The sequence below is a fragment of the Acinetobacter sp. F-1 genome, from assembly GCF_022869025.1.
Lineage (GTDB): Bacteria > Pseudomonadota > Gammaproteobacteria > Pseudomonadales > Moraxellaceae > Acinetobacter > Acinetobacter pseudolwoffii.
Map to the genome: position 1 here is coordinate 326477 of NZ_JAJKFX010000001.1, position 18682 is coordinate 345158.

The 18682-nt window shown below is 41.4% G+C and carries 10 protein-coding genes and 1 pseudogene; 3 read left to right on the forward strand and 8 right to left on the reverse strand.

Annotated elements, in window-relative coordinates; all coding sequences use genetic code 11:
• Positions 1–98: 98 nt before the first annotated feature.
• A complete protein-coding gene (locus LOZ91_RS01660) occupies positions 99–1718 on the reverse strand; it encodes an inorganic phosphate transporter (protein WP_005096235.1) in 1620 nt (539 codons plus the stop codon).
• 533 nt (positions 1719–2251) lie between these two features.
• Between LOZ91_RS01660 and metH the strand changes: the two genes are divergently transcribed.
• The gene (gene metH, locus LOZ91_RS01665) at positions 2252–5938 is read left to right on the forward strand and encodes a methionine synthase (RefSeq protein WP_244782552.1); all 3687 of its coding nucleotides are present in this window, start codon (positions 2252–2254) and stop codon (positions 5936–5938) included.
• A gap of 162 nt (positions 5939–6100) precedes the next feature.
• Here metH and LOZ91_RS01670 read toward each other — a convergent pair whose 3' ends face one another.
• Positions 6101–7603, reverse strand: coding sequence for an SIR2 family protein (locus tag LOZ91_RS01670; RefSeq protein WP_244782553.1), 1503 nt, complete (start codon positions 7601–7603; stop codon positions 6101–6103).
• 35 nt (positions 7604–7638) lie between these two features.
• Positions 7639–8010 carry a DUF559 domain-containing protein gene (locus LOZ91_RS01675; protein WP_180076016.1) on the reverse strand — a complete coding sequence of 124 codons (372 nt, stop codon included), beginning with the start codon at positions 8008–8010 and terminating at the stop codon, positions 7639–7641.
• Positions 8011–8271: 261 nt separating this feature from the next.
• Here LOZ91_RS01675 and dhaK point away from each other — a divergent pair, with 261 nt between their 5' ends.
• Entirely contained in the window at positions 8272–10002 is a 1731-nt protein-coding gene (gene dhaK / locus LOZ91_RS01680) for a dihydroxyacetone kinase subunit DhaK (protein WP_244782554.1), read from the forward strand.
• Between the two features lie 89 nt (positions 10003–10091).
• Here dhaK and LOZ91_RS01685 read toward each other — a convergent pair whose 3' ends face one another.
• The 3 genes from LOZ91_RS01685 to LOZ91_RS01695 form a co-directional block, all read right to left on the reverse strand.
• Positions 10092–11366, reverse strand: a complete 1275-nt coding sequence (locus LOZ91_RS01685) for a glutaminase (RefSeq protein WP_034608631.1) — start codon at positions 11364–11366, stop codon at positions 10092–10094.
• 219 nt (positions 11367–11585) lie between these two features.
• On the reverse strand, positions 11586–12392 hold the full coding sequence (locus tag LOZ91_RS01690; RefSeq protein ID WP_244782555.1) for an SDR family oxidoreductase: 807 nt from the start codon (positions 12390–12392) through the stop codon (positions 11586–11588).
• A 20-nt stretch (positions 12393–12412) separates the two neighbouring features.
• Positions 12413–13084, reverse strand: a complete 672-nt coding sequence (locus LOZ91_RS01695; RefSeq protein ID WP_244782556.1) for a hypothetical protein — start codon at positions 13082–13084, stop codon at positions 12413–12415.
• A gap of 175 nt (positions 13085–13259) precedes the next feature.
• Between LOZ91_RS01695 and LOZ91_RS01700 the strand changes: the two genes are divergently transcribed.
• Complete coding sequence (locus LOZ91_RS01700) at positions 13260–16154, forward strand: valine--tRNA ligase (RefSeq protein ID WP_244782557.1); 2895 nt, start codon at positions 13260–13262, stop codon at positions 16152–16154.
• A 45-nt stretch (positions 16155–16199) separates the two neighbouring features.
• On the opposite strand, the gene LOZ91_RS01705 is transcribed toward LOZ91_RS01700, so the two are convergent.
• Together LOZ91_RS01705 and LOZ91_RS01710 are read right to left on the reverse strand one after the other, a co-directional pair.
• Positions 16200–18092 (reverse strand): ATP-binding protein, encoded by a 1893-nt coding sequence (locus tag LOZ91_RS01705; RefSeq protein ID WP_244782558.1) that lies wholly within the window; start codon positions 18090–18092, stop codon positions 16200–16202.
• Between the two features lie 139 nt (positions 18093–18231).
• Positions 18232–18495 (reverse strand): annotated as a pseudogene (locus LOZ91_RS01710) (DUF559 domain-containing protein).
• Positions 18496–18682 lie beyond the last annotated feature (187 nt).

The window sequence follows — 18682 nt, forward strand, 5'->3', positions numbered from 1 at the left end:
TTCTCCCCCCTCTCCCCAACCCTCTCCAAGGGAGAGGATTTTAAAAAACTTCATAAAAAAACGCTGCCGAAGCAGCGTTTTTTACTTATCTAATAATATTAGAAAACTTTAAGTAACAACCAGTACAAAGTACCTGATAAACAAATTGTGGCGGGTAAAGTGAAAACCCAGGCAGACAGAATGGTTTTCACCATCTGGAAGTTCAGACCTGACTTATTCGCCACCATGGTACCTGCAACCGCAGAGTTCAATACATGAGTGGTCGATACCGGCATCCCGAAACCATCCGCAGCCGCAATGGTCGACATCGCCACCAGTTCAGCAGACATACCCTGACCATAAGTCATATGCTGCTTACCAATACGCTCACCGACTGTCACCACAATACGCTTCCAGCCGACCATAGTACCCAGACCCAGCGCCAGAGCAACGGCCACTTTCACCCAGGTCGGGATGTATTGCAAGAATGAATCCAGACTGTCGCGGTATTGATCTACCGTTTTGTCCTGTTCAGCCGTCATTGCTGGTAAAGCTTCTGCTTTGTCCAAACGCTTGAAAGCTGTGGTACTTAAGTACATGTCATTCCGGAATTCTGAAACCTGTGCTTCAGGCACTTCCCTAATGCTGCTATAGCTACCGACTTTTTCACCTAAATGATCTGTGAGGCTCGCCAATGCAGGCACCACTTCAGGGGTGATTTCTTTGGTTTGGATATAAGTCGTGATGATCTGACGCGCTTTTTCATCTTCAATATCCGCATGGTCTGGATAAATCGCATTGGCCGTTTGCGCAGACAATTGACCAAAAGTCTGGATATGCTGTTGATCTAAGTTTTTGTTGAGTGAGTACGCCATTGGTACACAGCCAATTAAAATCAACATGATCAGCCCCATGCCTTTTTGACCATCATTTGAACCGTGCGCAAAGCTGACACCGGTACAGGTAAAGATCAAAATGGCACGAATTAAAGGGGGTGGCGGTTTATTACCTTCAGGTGGCTGGAACAGCTCCACCTGTTTCTTGAAGATTTTTTTCACCAGCAAGAACAGCACAGCGGCAAATGCAAAACCGATTAAAGGCGAAAATAACAGCGCCTTACCGACTTTCATCACCTGCTCCATGTCTATACCCGATGCACCGCTGCTCGCGTGCAGAATGTAGTTCATGATGCCCACCCCCAGAATCGAACCGATCAGGGTATGTGAGCTTGATGCAGGAATACCAAGAAACCATGTTCCCAGGTTCCAGACAATCGCAGCGATCAGCATGGCAAACACCATGGCAAAACCTGCTCCGGAGCCGACATTCATGATCAGCTCAACAGGTAACAGTGCAATAATACCGTAAGCCACCGCACCACTGGCCACCATAACCCCAAGGAAGTTACAGAAACCGGCCCACATTACAGCGACAGGCGCAGAAAGTGCATTGGTATAAATGACCGTGGCAACCGCATTGGCAGTATCGTGGAAGCCATTGACGAATTCAAAGCCCAGCGCAATAAACAATGCCGTCGCCAGGAGAATAATTGAATATAAACCCAGTGCAGGAACATGCGCTAAATCGGCAGACAATTGAAAACCGATATAAATAAGAGTAGAGATAATGACAGTTAGAAAAACTGGCATAAAGAATTTTGGTGTCGGCACGTGAACATTGGTCGACTTGTGCGAAGCCGACTCGTGTGCTGAATCTATGGGAGTTTGATTAGGATTCATGCAAGCAGGAATAGAGGATTCAAGAATTCCCCTATTGTTCAGTTAAATTGTGACAATTATATGACAAACTGCTGTCATATGAAGCAATAATTTAGATTTTCTTGCTGCTGTTCGTCCTGTTTAATCCCGAGTAAAACACTGCTGTTTGATTCAATAAATCATCAACTTAAGATAAAATTCCAGCTTTTCAGAACTCAAAAACGTGTCCTGTTTTTGCGCTTAAAGCTTTGAAACTCCATCTACGCTTAAGATGACCATAATTTCTATGTACAGAGCATAGTCAATAAATATGACAATTTCATGAATAAAAGCATCAGCTTAATTTTTCAAATATATTTTTGCCAGTTTTAGCCAGATCCCATTTTAAAGCTGAATACTGCATAGACCGGATAACAAAAACCTGTCTTGTTCTAACTGACTTATCAAATTTTCATATCATGTATATCCATCATTCTGAGAAAGGAGGCGCAGAATTCAAGCATTAATTCTGCTAATATGGCCGATGTTTTTTGATTTCTACTGAGAAAGTTTGAATGTCGACACTTGCCACCTTAAAAGAACTTCTTGCCAAGAAAATTTTAATTATCGATGGTGCGATGGGTACCATGATCCAGCGCCATAAACTGGAAGAAGCCGATTACCGTGGCGAGCGTTTTGCTGATTGGGCTTATGATCTGAAAGGCAATAACGACCTGCTCGTTTTGACACAACCACAAATCATTCAAGGTATTCATGAAGCTTACTTGGAAGCTGGCGCCGACATTATTGAAACCAATACCTTTAACGGTACGCGGGTTTCGATGTCTGACTATCATATGCAAGATCTGGTTCCCGAGATTAACCGTGAAGCCGCGCGTCTGGCCAAAGAAGCCTGTGCCAAATATTCAACCCCAGAAAAACCACGTTTTGTGGCAGGTGTGATTGGTCCGACATCACGTACCACGTCTATTTCTCCAAACGTCAACGATCCAGCCTTCCGCAACATCACTTTTGATGCCTTAAAAGTGGATTATATTGAATCAACCAAAGCGCTGATTGAAGGTGGTGTCGACATCATCCTGATTGAAACCGTATTCGATACTTTAAATGCCAAAGCTGCGATCTTTGCGGTGAAAGAAGTCTTTAAAGAATTGGGCTATGAACTGCCAATCATGATTTCAGGTACGATCACGGATGCATCAGGTCGTACATTGACTGGTCAAACTGCAGAAGCCTTCTGGAACTCGATGCGCCATGCAGAGCCATTATCTATCGGCTTTAACTGTGCCCTAGGTGCAGATGCGATGCGTCCACACGTGAAAACCGTGTCTGACGTTGCCGATACCTTTGTTTCAGCGCATCCAAACGCTGGTTTGCCAAATGCCTTCGGTGGATATGATGAAACGCCGGAAGAAACTGCAGCTTTCATTAAAGAATTTGCTGAAAGTGGCTTAATTAATATTACCGGTGGTTGCTGTGGTACTACGCCGGATCATATCCGCGCGATTGCAAATGCTGTTGCAGGCATTAGCCCGCGTCAAATTCCTGAGATTGCGCCAGCTTGTCGTTTAAGCGGTTTAGAACCATTTAACATCACCCAGGATTCATTGTTTGTGAACGTCGGTGAGCGTACCAACGTCACTGGTTCGAAAAAATTCCTGCGTCTGATTCGTGAAGAAAACTTCGCCGAAGCACTCGATGTTGCCCGTCAGCAGGTTGAAGCCGGTGCGCAAATTATCGATATCAACATGGATGAAGGCATGCTGGATTCACAAGGTGCCATGGTGCACTTCCTGAATCTGATTGCGTCTGAGCCGGATATTTCACGTGTGCCGATCATGCTCGATTCTTCTAAATGGGAGATTATCGAAGCAGGTTTGAAATGCGTGCAAGGTAAAGCCGTGGTGAACTCGATTTCCTTAAAAGAAGGTTATGACGAGTTTGTCGAACGTGCCCGCCTGTGCCGTCAGTACGGTGCCGCAGTGATTGTGATGGCATTTGATGAAGATGGTCAGGCCGATACAGCCGCTCGCAAAAAAGAGATCTGTAAGCGCTCTTATGATGTGCTGGTCAATGAAGTGGGCTTCCCTGCTGAAGATATTATCTTTGACCCGAACGTGTTTGCGATTGCGACAGGGATTGTAGAACATAATAACTATGCGGTTGATTTCATTGAAGCGACTGGCTGGATTAAAGAAAATCTGCCCCATGCCATGATTTCAGGTGGTGTCTCTAACGTCTCGTTCTCATTCCGTGGTAATGAGCCAGTACGTGAAGCGATTCACTCAGTATTTTTGTACCATGCCATTCAAAAAGGCATGACCATGGGGATTGTGAATGCCGGCCAAATGGCGATTTATGATGACATTGATAAAGAATTAAAAGCTGCCGTTGAAGATGTGGTTCAAAACCAGAATCAAGGCGAAAGTGGTCAGGATGCAACAGAACGGCTGCTAGCTGTCGCTGAAAAATATCGTGGTCAAAGTGGTACGCAAAAAGCCGAAGAAAATCTTGAGTGGCGTAATGAATCTGTTGAGAAACGTCTTGAATATGCACTGGTCAAAGGCATCACAACGTATATCGATCAGGATACTGAAGAAGCGCGTTTAAAATCAACCCGTCCACTGGATGTGATTGAAGGCCCATTGATGGCAGGTATGAACGTGGTTGGCGACCTGTTTGGTGCCGGTAAAATGTTCTTGCCACAAGTGGTAAAATCTGCGCGTGTGATGAAGCAGGCAGTGGCTTGGCTGAATCCGTTTATTGAAGCTGAGAAAACCCAAGCTGAAGCCAAAGGTAAAATCCTGCTCGCGACGGTAAAAGGTGACGTACACGACATCGGTAAGAACATTGTCGGCGTGGTGCTGGGCTGTAACGGTTATGACATCGTGGATCTGGGCGTGATGGTGCCGTGCGAGAAAATCCTGCAAACCGCAATTGATGAAAAAGTCGATATTATCGGTTTGTCTGGTTTGATTACGCCGTCTCTGGACGAGATGGTCTTTGTTGCCAAAGAAATGCAGCGTAAAGGCTTTAACATTCCACTAATGATTGGGGGTGCGACTACCTCTAAAGCGCATACGGCTGTGAAGATTTCACCGCAATATCAAAATGATGGTGTGTACTACACAGCTGATGCTTCACGTGCAGTCGGTGTGGCAACACAATTGCTTTCTGCCGAGATGAAACCAAAACTGGCAACGGACTATGCGGCGGATTATGAAAAAATCCGTACACGTTTAGCCAATAAGCAGCCGAAAGCCGCCAAACTGTCTTATGCAAAATCAATTGAAAATGGCTTTAAAATTGATTTTGGTGCACACACTCCAGTAAAACCTAACTTCATTGGTTCGGAAACTTTCACCAATTATCCACTTGAAACCTTGGTGGAATATTTTGACTGGACACCGTTCTTTATTTCTTGGAGTCTGGCGGGTAAATTCCCGAAAATCCTGGAAGATGACGTAGTGGGCGAAGCAGCACGTGACTTGTTTGAACAAGCACAAATTATGCTGAAAGATATCATCGAGAATAAACGTTTCGATGCGCGTGCCACCTTCAGCATTTATCCTGCCAACCGTGTGGCAAGCGACACTGTTGCTGTGGCAGATGAAAATGGCAATGTGACCCATACTTTTGAACATCTACGTCAGCAGTCGGATAAAGTGACAGGCAAAGCCAACTATTCTTTGGCGGACTTTATTGCACAGAAAGATGTGGCTCAGGATTACTTGGGTGGTTTCACAGTTTCAATCTTTGGTGCAGAAGAGCTGTCGCAAGAATACAAAGCCAAAGGCGATGATTATTCTGCAATTATGGCGCAGGCTTTAGGTGACCGTTTTGCGGAAGCATTTGCTGAACATTTGCACCAGCGTATCCGTAAAGAATTCTGGGCCTACCAAGCAGATGAACAATTGTCGAATGAAGATTTGATTAAAGAGAAGTATGTCGGTATTCGTCCTGCACCGGGCTACCCTGCGTGTCCTGAACATTCTGAAAAAGCGCCACTCTTTGACTGGTTAGGTACAACTGACAAGATTGGAACTTACTTAACCTCTAGTTTTGCAATGTGGCCACCTTCGTCAGTCAGCGGTTTCTATTATGCAAATCCTGAAACTGAATACTTTAACGTGGGTAAAATCTCTGGCGACCAGTTAGAAGATTATGCGAAGCGTAAAGGTTGGACGCTGGATGAAGCAAAACGTTGGTTAGCGCCGAATTTGGATGATTCGATTGTTTAAGAGTCATCTAGTTTAGATTAGAGAAAATTCCCTCGATTGAGGGGATTTTTTTGTTTTTAGATTTTTCATCTCCCTAAATCCCTCTTTAAGAAAGAGGGACTGTCGCGTATCAAATGAATTACGTGACAACTCCTCCCTTTTTTAAAGGGAGGTTGGGAGGGATTAAACCTTAAATTTTTTAGAATCGTAAAATGATAATAACTTCCTAAAATCAGAAGTGTTTTTATCTTCGAATTCTAATAAAAATTTCTTGAGATCATCTAAGGCTAACTTATCTAGATAAGTTAGATATGCTATAGCTTTAAGTTTATTACTAGCTACAATTTCATCTGAATCATAAATAGCCTTAATAGTCGAAATGCTATTTGGGAATTTAATCTTCCGTAAGCGTTTCATTTCATCAGCTATCTGTTTATTTAGTTGTGTGACTAATCTAGCTTTTGCCTTCAAGTTTGGAACAATCGCAACAAATCCATTGATTGGAAACCAATTACGTGAAGCAATTTTCATAGAATCAATAAGTTTGATTACATCAGTATTTTTTTCATCAATTAAATCAAAATACTCTACACATAGTTCCGTATATTCTTTAATTTCATACTTAATATTTTTAGTTGAACCTATTGCTAATACTTTATCTGAATTTTTAAGCGTTTCTATATCATCAGCCACTGTTACTTTTATTGTTCCACCCGAAATAATTTCTTTAACTACTTCTTGGACTTTACGTATATCCATTGCAGATACAGGCAGCGCTAACTCATTAATAGCTTTGTATATATCTAGGAAATTATCCGTTTTAACTTTATTAATACTTATTAAATTTCCATCTACATAAATGTCATGATCAGAGATTTCCGTACTTTTTAGGTCTTGTTCATACTCTACCAATAAGAAATTTCGTTTAATTTTCTTCGCTTGGTCTGAATTAATAGGTACATATTTAAAAATGGTATTAAGAATACTCTGTATATTTTCGTCTTGAACGCTATACCCAATAAAAATTATAGGATTATGTACAAATAATGAAATTAATTGAGCACGGATGAGATCATACCGAGCGTTGAATTGCTCATAATCTTCGCTTGTTAAAATTATAGAGTTAGGATTATTTATACAGCCATGTATTTTATAAATAGTGCCATATGGATTACTAAGCAAAATTTCGTTACCAATCAATGGTATAAAATCCACTAACTCTTCCAAAAGAAGATCATAATTTGTCGTAATTATTGATGAAATATTTTTGGACATTTGCTTAAAAAGGCTAATTTCATCTTCTATACGCTCTCTAAAAGCTATTTCTTTTAGTAATTCACATATATAAAGTTTGAAACGACTCACATTTTTGTTATTCCGACTCAATTCATAGAATTTGTCATTTATATATTCAAATTCTCCATGCCTATCATTTATTAATTGCTCATTAAATTTTCTTTCCAGTGTAGTAGCCAATTGCATTAAATTACATTGGTCTTTTTGATCATCAAAGTTAGCTTGTCTTAAATCTAAATAAAACTCATCAGAGCCTGTTAAATCAACACTAATTTTTTCCAACAAGTCAGGCCAATTGTATGAATTATTAAGATACCTAAGACTAAAACCACTGCCAATAAATAGCACAGGATGATTCTTATAACTTCCTACAAAATCAAAAATATCCATAATCGTTTTTTTGTTTCTTAATTAGCTTAAATTTATCATAACTTTATTTTTTTATAGATACTTATATATAAATATATTTTCTCCACCACATCATCAATCCGCCTCATCACCTGCCCATTATCAAATCTCAAAACTTTCAAACCAAGTTGAGCTAAAGCTTCATCTCGAATTCGATCGGCTTCTAAACCTTCATCAGTAAAATGCTGACTACCATCACATTCAATGACCAAATTGGCAGCAGGACAATAAAAGTCCACGATGTAATTCATAATTGGTTTTTGCCGATAAAACTGCAAACCTAAAATTTGTTTGCCACGGAGTTTTGACCAGAGCAGCTTTTCAGCCTCAGTCATGTTATTACGTAAATCACGAGAGACTTGTTTTAAGTTTTTATTATAGGGTTTCATTTTTATTCTCTTTTTTTGAATCTCCCCAACCCCCTCTTTTCCAAAGAGGGGGACTTCACGTAAACAAATAAATTACGTGACAGCTCCTTCCTTTTTTAAAGGGAGGTTGGGAGGAATTTAATTTATCAAATATGTGCCCCTTTTCTAACCTCTCAACCCAAAACCACCTGCTTTTACATTTTTAACTCTGCAAAAATCATTACTTTCTATAATAATAGAGCAATAAATTTATCTCCCAAATCAATCACTCTTGGTGTTCCAATGAAAAAACTCATCAACAACCCTGAAAACCTGGTTGTCGAAATGTGCAAAGGCTTTGTCCTCGCTCATCCAGAACTCGCATTTACCGAGTCACACAAAATCATTTCAAGAAAAGCAAAACATAATAATGTCGCACTGATCAGTGGTGGCGGCAGCGGTCACGAGCCGGCACATGCAGGCTTTGTCGGCGCAGGTATGTTAGACGCAGCCGTTTGTGGTGACGTATTTGCATCACCTTCACAAATTCAGGTCTACAAAGCATTGCAGCATGTTGCAACAGACAAAGGCGTGCTGATGATCATTAAAAACTATTCTGGCGATATGATGAATTTCCAGAATGGTGCAGCGCTTGCAACAGATGACGGCATTAACGTGGATTACGTCAAAGTAGCAGATGACATTGCAGTCAAAGACAGCTTATATACTGTCGGTCGTCGTGGTGTTGCCGGTACAGTATTGGTGCATAAAATTGCCGGTGCAGCTGCATCAAAAGGTTTAGAGCTTGCGGAAGTCAAAGCTGTGGCTCAAAAAGCTGCGGACAATGTCATTAGTCTTGGTTTTGCTTATAGCTCATGTACCGTTCCTGCCAAAGGCACACCAACCTTTACTCTTGCCGATGATGAAATGGAATACGGCGTGGGCATCCACGGTGAACCGGGGATTCGTCGTGAAAAAATATTGCCATCAAAAGAACTGGCACAACGTATTGTTGATGACCTGTTTCTTGACCGTCCTGACCTGACTGAAGTAGCGGTATTGGTCAATGGTTTTGGTTCAACGCCAATGCAGGAGCTGTATGTCTTTAACAACGATGTTTGCGAACATTTGGCACGTAAAGGCATCAAAATTTATCGTACTTTTGTCGGTAACTACATGACCAGTATCGACATGAACGGTGCATCAGTATCTTTACTTGCGCTGGATGCTGAACTGAAAACCTATTTAGATGCAGAAGCCAATACCCCTGCATTTAAAATGGATGGTTCACCTGCACTACCTTTTGAATTTGCAGCAAAAGATGCATCAGCTGAACGCAGCGCCAATACCGAAGTTGAAACCCAACCTGAACATGCAATAATCAGCAATGAGCAATTCACGATTGAGAATATGCGTTATGTCGTCGATGTCATGGCGGCTTGCATTATTAAAAATGAAGTGCCTTTCTGCGAGCTAGATGCCCATGCCGGCGATGGTGACTTTGGCATGAGCGTGGCCAAAGGCTTTAAACAGCTGAAACGTGAATGGCAAAGTCTGATTCAAGCGCAGCATATGGATGAATTCATGCTGAACTGCTCAATGATCATTATGGAACACTGTGGCGGTGCATCAGGTCCAATCTGGGGTTCAGCCTTCCGTGCCGCGAGTAAGGCCATTCAAGATAAAACCAGTTTAACTGTCACTGACTTTGCTGAAATGTTGCAGGCGGCAGTCAAAGGCATTCAAGTGACCGGTGAGCGTTCATTTGGTCGTGGTGCCGTGGTGGGGGATAAAACCCTGATTGATGCCCTAGTACCATGTGCAGATTCATGGTCTGCCAATACCGGCAAGACTTTTAAAGAAAACTTTGTCTTGGGTGCAGCGGCTGCGGTAAAAGGTGCAGAATCGACTCAAGAGATTGTGGCACGTATGGGGCGTGCCGGTACGGTCGGTGACCGTAGCTTAGGCTATCCGGATGCCGGTGCACATGGTTTAGGTGTGATCTTTAGCGACATTGCAGCACATATTAAATAAATCATTTATTAAAAAAGCCTCAAATCATCGGGGCTTTTTTTATTTCCGGGTATACAGCTGGTGCTCAAGCAAGACAGCAGAAAAAGCGTCTATTGAAATTTTTCTAGATACTTGTTCAGGTTTTCTTTGACCACGACTCTTTTATTGCCCTTCATCTGTGCTTCACTCAAAATTCCTTCCGAGTCAACCACCACAACAGGATGACCATCCTTTTTCAAACGCGCCACGCCTTCAAATAACATGCGGGCGCCGACATTATGAATTAGGGTCAAATTGGTCAGATCCAGTACAATTCGTTTTTTGCCTTCCGGTTCATCTTCCAAAATACGCAGCAGCATTTCCGATTCAGTAAACTGCAATACGCCACGCAGTTCATACACCACCACATGATCGCGTTTTCCAGTGAGATAACGGTTTTGTAAAATGGTTTGTGCCGACGGCGTTCCTTCCATTAAATGTAGCCCCATTTCCCGGGATATACGTTCAAAGATATCGACCCCACGCGCGCTATGCCCATGTTCATCAATTCGTGGAGAAAATACGGCGATGCCCACCTGTCCAGGCAATACGCCAATAATGCCGCCTGCGACCCCACTTTTTGCCGGAATGCCCACCGTGGTCAGCCAGTCACCGGCAGCATCATACATCCCGCAAGTAAGCATCACGCTCAGGACTTGCCGCACCACAGAACGATCCAATAATTTTTTACCGGTCTGCGGCTGAATCCCACCGTTGGCGAGTACTCCGGCAATCATCGCCAGGTCTTTGACCGTCACCTTGATTGAACACTGCTTGATATAACCATTGACAATCGCTTCTGGATCTTCTTCCAATACTCCTACTGTACGCAGCATATAACCCAAGGATCTGTTACGAAACGCTGTTTTCAGTTCAGAGGTATATACATCGGTATCAAAACTCAGTTCACGTCCAGCCAAACCGCTTAAAAAACGGCGCAACTGTTCCGCCCGGGATACTGTGCGTTTATAGGGAATCAGGGAATGGGCAGTAATGGCACCTGAATTGATCATCGGATTTTTCGGAATATTGGTGTCTTTCTCCAGTGAAATCTGGTTAAAGGCCTCGCCCGAAGGTTCCACGCCCACTTTTTCCATGACCTTGGTCAGGCCAACTTTCTGCAAGGCCAAGGCATAGGCAAAAGGCTTGGACATGGACTGCATGGTGAACTCAACCTCGTCATCACCGGTGGAATAGATCGTGCCATCTACGGTGGAGAGTGCCAAAGCAAACTTCTCTGGATCGACTGCTGCCAGCTCAGGAATATAGTCGGCCAAGGCCCCTTTATCATTGTCTTGGCAGGAGCTTAAAACATGCTTGAGATAATCTGGCACCGGTGTTTTCATCGAATGAGCGTATTCCAATTCACTATTATTTTTAACTAACATAGCGGTTTTTGACTTAAGTACCAGAGTGAAAAGGTAATTTTCTGCATATCTGTGTGATGGATTGTGCACACTTTGTGTCAGCTCCTCCAGAAATTAAATTGTAGGTTTGTTCATAATTTTCTTTTTAAGAGCGATCAAAAAAGGGCAATACTGCCCTTTTTATTGAGTCTGGATGATCTATTTCACCTTGGTTCTGCGAATCATCTTGTACAGGACTTTTGGCGAAATACGCGACACCAGTACCCCGAGTTTTTCTTTCTTGCCGCCAATCACGATATATTCTTCGCCGCTCTGCAAAGCTTGTACAGTTTGACGGGCAAAATCTTCTGCGGACAGACCATTTTCAATCGCTTCATCTGCATGCCCTTGCGGCTTCCCTTGACCATTTAAAGCGTTCAGGGACACATTGGTTTTAACAAAACCGGGGAAAATCACCGATACGCCAATCCCCTGACCTGCCACTTCAGCACGCAGGCTGTTGGCCCACATATGAATTGCTGCTTTGGCTGCGGAATAAGACGCGCGATATTGTGTACCGAGCAAACCTGCAACACTGGAAATAAACACAATACGGCCGGTTTTTTGTGCCAGAAAAGTTGGCAGTACGGTTTTGGTCAAAAATACCTGCGAGAAATAATCGACTTCCATAATGGCGCGTTCAGTCTGCATGGTGGTTTCTGCAATCAGGGCACGCTGACTGAGTCCGGCATTATTGATCAGCCAGTCAATCCGGCCTTTTTGTTGCACAACCTGCTCATAGGCATGGCGAACCCGACTTTCATCGGTGATATCAGCCGTGATGGAAATATGCTGATCCGGATTGGTGAGGCTTTGGCGCACATTTTCCAGTTGTTCATGACGGCGCGCAGTCAATACCACCTGCGCTCCCTGTGCGGCACATTGCTGTGCAATCGCCTTGCCAATCCCTGAAGATGCGCCAGTAATCCAGACCACTTTTCCATTTAAACTTTCAACTTTCGCCATGAAATCCTGTTTCCTTTGTTTTAATAAATATGGTGCGGCCTTTCATCTTCCAGAAATGCCAGTAAATGCTCGAAATAATAACGCATCGTATCAGCATCATAGATGCTACCGAGCTTGTCAAAACGTTTATAGCCGAGCTGGGTGGTTAGGTGAATCACCCCATTTAAGGTTTTATCGACCACAACATTAAACTTCAACAGGTTTTTCGGTTCACGGATCAGACAGGTCACGCCCTGATCAACGACCTGGGTAAAGGCTTTGAGTGCCGGCGAGACATACTGATGATTGCCGGTTTTCATCTGATCCACACAACCCAGTAACTCCATCACCAGCATCTTTTCCACCGGATAACGCACAAAAACATCGCCGTCATGCGTATAGGTCATACGATGCAGATAATTCACCATGGGCATGAGCCGTTCATTGCCAAATAAGGAAACCGACCAAGGCATATATTTACGTGTCGTCTCAATAATGTGCTGAATCACTTTTTCAGATTCACTGTCGGGAGATTTCGCGATCTGCACCATCTGACCAAAAATCTGGTCAATAATTTCACAGGCCATATCGGCCAGATTTTCACCGAGCGGTTTAGCCAGACTGTCTGGATCACCGACATTTAATCTAGAATGAAGGTCGATAAAGCGCTGATGGGTTTCAGGCTGGATCTTCAGGGAAATGCTATAGCTCATCTTGTTATCCTTTTTAATCTTCTGCGATGAGTCGCGTTTTTTTATCTTTGCATCATACGACGAGTTGCTCTGCATGCCAATTGTCTAAAGTTTGCATTTGGTTAAGCTGCCGCATGCACTATTTTTTTTGCTACAATAGATCCAATTTTTCATCTACTTTTGATCTGTTTAGACTATGACTGATTCAGCGCAAAATATCGCGACAACCTACGATCCGACCGAGATCGAGAAAAAATGGTACCAAACTTGGGAAGAACGCGGCTACTTCAAGCCCTCTGAAAAAGGCGAGTCATTCTGTATCATGATTCCGCCGCCAAACGTCACTGGTAACTTGCACATGGGTCATGGTTTTAACAATGCCATCATGGATGCATTGACCCGTTATAACCGTATGTCAGGTAAAAATACGCTTTGGCAACCGGGTACTGACCACGCCGGTATTGCCACCCAAATGGTGGTAGAACGTCAGCTTGGTGCAGAAGGCATTAGCCGTCATGACTTGGGCCGTGAAAAGTTCATCGAAAAAGTCTGGGAATGGAAAGAACAGTCTGGCGGTAATATTACCCGTCAAATCCGTCGTTTGGGTTCTTCTGTAGACTGGTCACGTGAACGCTTCACTATGGATGATGGTTTATCAAACGCGGTCAAAGAAGTATTTGTAAAACTGCATGAACAAGGTTTGATCTATCGTGGTAAACGCCTTGTTAACTGGGATCCAAAATTACAAACGGCGCTTTCTGACTTAGAAGTTGAGTCTGATAAAGAAGAAGCAGGTTCATTGTGGCATCTGAAATATTTCTTTGAAGATAAATCATTGCGCACGCACGATGGCAAAGATTACATCGTGGTCGCAACTACCCGTCCTGAAACCCTGCTCGGTGATACTGCCATTGCAGTTGCCCTGGATGATGAGCGTTATGCGCATCTTGTCGGCAAAAACATCATCTTGCCGATTACCGGTCGTAGCGTGGCAATTGTTAAAGATGAATATGTCGATAAAGAATTCGGTACCGGCTGTGTAAAAATCACCCCTGCACACGACTTCAATGACTATGAAGTGGGTAAACGCTGCGAATTGCCAATCATCAACATCTTCAACAAAAATGCTGAAGTGTTGGCTGAGTTTGAATACATCGCAAAAGCAGGCGAGCAAATTTCTAAAACCATCCCTGCACCTGCGGAATATGTGGGCTTAGATCGTTTTGAAGCACGTAAAAAATTAGTTGAACAAGCTGAAGCTGAAGGCTGGTTAGAGCAAATCCAACCGTATACGCTTAAACCACCTCGCGGTGACCGTTCAGGGGTCATCGTTGAGCCGTTACTGACGGATCAATGGTATGTGAAAATTGCCCCGCTTGCTGAGCCTGCAATTAAAGCGGTGAAAGATGGCGAGATTAAATTTGTACCTGAGCAATACAGCAACATGTACATGGCCTGGATGAACAACATCCAAGACTGGTGTATCTCGCGTCAATTGTGGTGGGGTCACCGTATTCCTGCTTGGTACGATGTAGATGGTAATGTTTATGTAGGTCGTGACGAAGCTGAAGTTCGTGCGAAAAACAATATCCTTGCCGATGTTCAATTAGACCAAGACGAAGACGTACTCGATACATGGTTCTCATCAGGTCTTTGGACATTCTCAACTTTAGGTTGGACTGGCGATGAAGCCAAAGATAAAGAAAACTATTTCTTAAATACTTTCCACCCGACTGATGTACTTGTGACTGGTTTTGACATCATCTTCTTTTGGGTTGCCCGTATGATCATGATGACCATGCACTTCATGAAAAATGAAGATGGTACACCGCAAGTTCCATTTAAAACTGTGTATGTACATGGTTTGGTGCGTGATGGCGAAGGTCAGAAAATGTCGAAGTCTAAGGGCAACGTGCTTGACCCATTAGACTTGATTGATGGTGTTGATCTTGAAACTTTAGTACAAAAACGTACCACTGGTTTGATGAACCCGAAACAAGCAGCGAAGATTGAAAAATCGACGCGTAAAGAATTCCCTGAAGGCATTCAATCTTACGGTACAGATGCGGTTCGTTTCACATTCTGTGCGCTTGCCAACACAGGTCGTGACATCAAGTTCGACATGAAGCGTGTTGAAGGTTACCGTAACTTCGCGAACAAAATCTGGAACGCAACCCGTTTCGTGATGATGAACTGCGAAGAACAAGTGATTGGTCAAGAAGTTCGTCAGGACCTTTGGGAATTGCCTGAACAGTGGATTGTAAGCCGTCTACAAAAAGCAGAACAAGCAGTGCAAACAGCATTTGCAACGTATCGTTTAGACTTGGCTGCACAAGCGATTTACGAGTTCATTTGGAATGAATACTGTGACTGGTATGTCGAGCTGACTAAGCCTGTTCTGAATGATGAAAATATCTCGGTAGAACGTAAAGCTGAAATCCGCCGTGTTCTTCTTGCTGTCATGGAAGCGTCTTTACGTTTGGCACATCCGTTGATGCCTTACCTAACAGAAGAAATCTGGCAAACCCTTGCGCCGAAGCTGAACATTTCTGGTGAAACGATTATGCTTGCACAGTACCCTATTGCTGACCAAGCATTGATTAACGAACAAGCTGAAGCTGATATGCAATGGCTGCAAGGTTTGATTGGTGCGGTACGTAACATCCGTGGTGAGATGGGTCTAGGTAATGCGCGTTTGTTGCCTGTTCTTCTGCAAAACACCACTGATGCTGAAAAAGCGCAGATCGCACGTATTGAACCGTTGTTTAAAGCATTGGCAAAAGTGGAAAGCATTACCTTCTTGGCTGATGGTGAACAACCACCATTGTCTTCTTCATCTGTAGTCGGTCACGTGTCTGTATACGTTCCAATGAAGGGTTTAATTGACCCTAAAGCGGAATTGGGTCGTCTACAAAAAGACTTAGACAAGGTTCAAAAGCAACATGACCAAATTGCCACTAAACTTGGCAATGAAGGTTTTGTCGCGAAAGCACCTGCTGCTGTGGTTGAAGGTGAGAAAGTTAAACTTGCTGAGTTTGCTGATCAGTTAGCGAAGATTAAAGCGAATATGGAGCAGATTGCGGCGCTTTAATGCTGTAGGTTGATTTAAAAAATCCCCTCTTAATGAGGGGATTTTTTAGTAGATATCCAAAACATTAATTAGATTTAAGAATTCTTGAGGATACTCACATTGTTCATTAATTGAACAAATAAACGCATTGAAAATTTTACTAGTAACCTCATCCAATTTCTGTTGTCTAATTGGATCTATAATTTTATTAATACCAAGATGTAACTCTAATTCCCTAACAAACTTATCAATTAAATATTTATTCATATACTGTGCACAGCTATTCGGTTTAGTGATTCGATTATCGTTCCACTCACCAACAATCGAATTAAAATCTAATGTTGTAGTACATAAATTTTGTCGATTTTGCTTTTGTCCTTCAAAGCTTTCATTCAGCTTAATGAAAGTTTCTGACCTGAAATTTGCTAACTCTGCGTCAAGCGTAGAAACCCAAGAATCAACAAAGGCACTCACATCATTTTCATAAAAATTTGATAATATCGATTTCAACTTTACTAAATCACAAAACATTGTGGATTCAATACAATATCCTGAATGACTAATCGCATTTGACGTAGTAATACCACGTGTATTCATCTTTGCCTTGAGTGCCGTCTTTGTCTCTACATCATGTATATCTCGGGTAAAATCTCTATCAAATAACGTTATCCACGTCTTATTCTTAAATAATTCACTAAGTGTTCTTTGGTTAAATTCAATTTTACTTAAGATATTATCTTTACCTCTTAGAGGGAAAAAAGATAATTTCTTGAATTTATTTTCTTTATTGAATAAATGACAATATTTTTTATATAACTTATCAATATATTTTTGATCATCATTCCCTTCAACGAAAATAATGTATTCTGCACAGCTTAATAATTCTAAAGGGATTAAAACTCCACCTAACTCATCTTTAATTCTTTTAAAAGCATCAAAATTAAGTGGTTTTAATTCTCTTGATAACAAATCCTCTTTATTCAAAAAGAAAACTTCACCTTCATTAGAGCTTGTTACAAATTGATCATTATGGCTAATAATAAAAAATTGATTAGATGTTTGATTACGAAGCTCTCTAAGAAGATTCACTTGTAATTTACTATGAATATGTGAATCTGGTTCATCTACTAATAATATTTTTAAAGGTGCATCTATATATTCTATAGTTGATAAAATTTCCAAAATTTGAAGAAATCCACTTCCCTGTAAGTATAATTCTTTAGGAATTCTGTCTCCAATTTTCACATCAATATGCACATATTCTTTTTTTTGTGCATCAACTTTTTTGGGTAGCTCTAACTCAACTGGACATTCCAAAATATTGCTTAGTGAGCTATTAAGAGCTGTTATCATATCTCTTTTTAAAATTAATTTATTACGAAGAGCTTCTTGAGAAGCACCACGCAATATTTTTCGATCCACTTGAGCTAAATTAAAATATGGTTCATTTTGGCTCACACTAGAAATAGGTCTAGTCTGGTAAATGAAAATTACTTCTGACAAATCTCTTTTTGTCGTGATATTTTTATAATCTTCTGCAAACTTATTAAATTCATCAATTTTTAAAATCTGCGTTCTTAAAAATGCATTTTCAATTTTGGTCGGTTTTTGAATTTTAAATCCTAGCTCATATTCATCTTCATTATTATTTGAAATAGTTAAAATGAGCTGTATATCCTCACTATCATTCAAGAAAATATCTGACTGGCTCTGAATTCTTAAAAAATCCAAATCTTTATAATTCAAATATCTATGATTTGCTGACTGATAAAATGAACCTTTATTTGCTTGGATGAATAAAGAATAACATTTTTCCCATAGGTGAATTGCTTCAAATAAACTTGATTTACCAATATTATTTTCCCCAATAATAATATTGAAATCAGGATTAGGATGGATAGTTACTTCTTCATATCCTTTAAAATTTTTCAGATATATTTTTGAAATTGATAAATCCATATCATACCCCTGATTATATAAATTCGAATAAAATACAGTAAATTATATAAATTACAATATCTTATTAAAAATTACCCCTAAATCCTTTCATATAAAGAGAGGATTAGGAAGAGGTATTTTTTAATTCAGTACATACTTGCTATAAATGCTCTAAAAACTTAGTTCGTTCAGCATCATATTCAATGGCATCATCCATTCCATGCTGACCACCATCCAACTCAATCACCAAACCAATTTCATGACAGTAAAAATCCACAATATACGGTTTAATCACATGCTAACGACGGAATTTAAGCCCCATAAAACGCTTGGCACGTAGCAGTTGCCACATCAGATGTTCTGCATCGGTGGCGGTGTGGCGCATGGATTTGGCGAATTGTAATAATTGGGGATCTATTTTCATTGTTATTTTCCCTCTCCCCCTTGCGAAGCAGTGCTTCTCATCCCATAGGGAGAGGGAACTTTCATTGTGACTTAATTATTGTTATTTAATTCCAATATTGAAATTCTAGCTTAAATTTATTCTGTAATAGATTTCCCCTCTCCTGAGCAAGTTTTAAAGCACTGCTTTAAAGCGAAGCGCAAGTGAT

What these genes read in the sequence shown, in the direction of transcription:
- LOZ91_RS01660 (WP_005096235.1), bottom strand. Translation starts at nt 1,718, where the DNA reads ATGAATCCTAATCAAACTCCCATAGATTCAGCACACGAGTCGGCTTCG.
- metH (WP_244782552.1), top strand. Translation starts at nt 2,252, where the DNA reads ATGTCGACACTTGCCACCTTAAAAGAACTTCTTGCCAAGAAAATTTTA.
- LOZ91_RS01670 (WP_244782553.1), bottom strand. Translation starts at nt 7,603, where the DNA reads ATGGATATTTTTGATTTTGTAGGAAGTTATAAGAATCATCCTGTGCTA.
- LOZ91_RS01675 (WP_180076016.1), bottom strand. Translation starts at nt 8,010, where the DNA reads ATGAAACCCTATAATAAAAACTTAAAACAAGTCTCTCGTGATTTACGT.
- dhaK (WP_244782554.1), top strand. Translation starts at nt 8,272, where the DNA reads ATGAAAAAACTCATCAACAACCCTGAAAACCTGGTTGTCGAAATGTGC.
- LOZ91_RS01685 (WP_034608631.1), bottom strand. Translation starts at nt 11,366, where the DNA reads ATGAAAACACCGGTGCCAGATTATCTCAAGCATGTTTTAAGCTCCTGC.
- LOZ91_RS01690 (WP_244782555.1), bottom strand. Translation starts at nt 12,392, where the DNA reads ATGGCGAAAGTTGAAAGTTTAAATGGAAAAGTGGTCTGGATTACTGGC.
- LOZ91_RS01695 (WP_244782556.1), bottom strand. Translation starts at nt 13,084, where the DNA reads ATGAGCTATAGCATTTCCCTGAAGATCCAGCCTGAAACCCATCAGCGC.
- LOZ91_RS01700 (WP_244782557.1), top strand. Translation starts at nt 13,260, where the DNA reads ATGACTGATTCAGCGCAAAATATCGCGACAACCTACGATCCGACCGAG.
- LOZ91_RS01705 (WP_244782558.1), bottom strand. Translation starts at nt 18,092, where the DNA reads ATGGATTTATCAATTTCAAAAATATATCTGAAAAATTTTAAAGGATAT.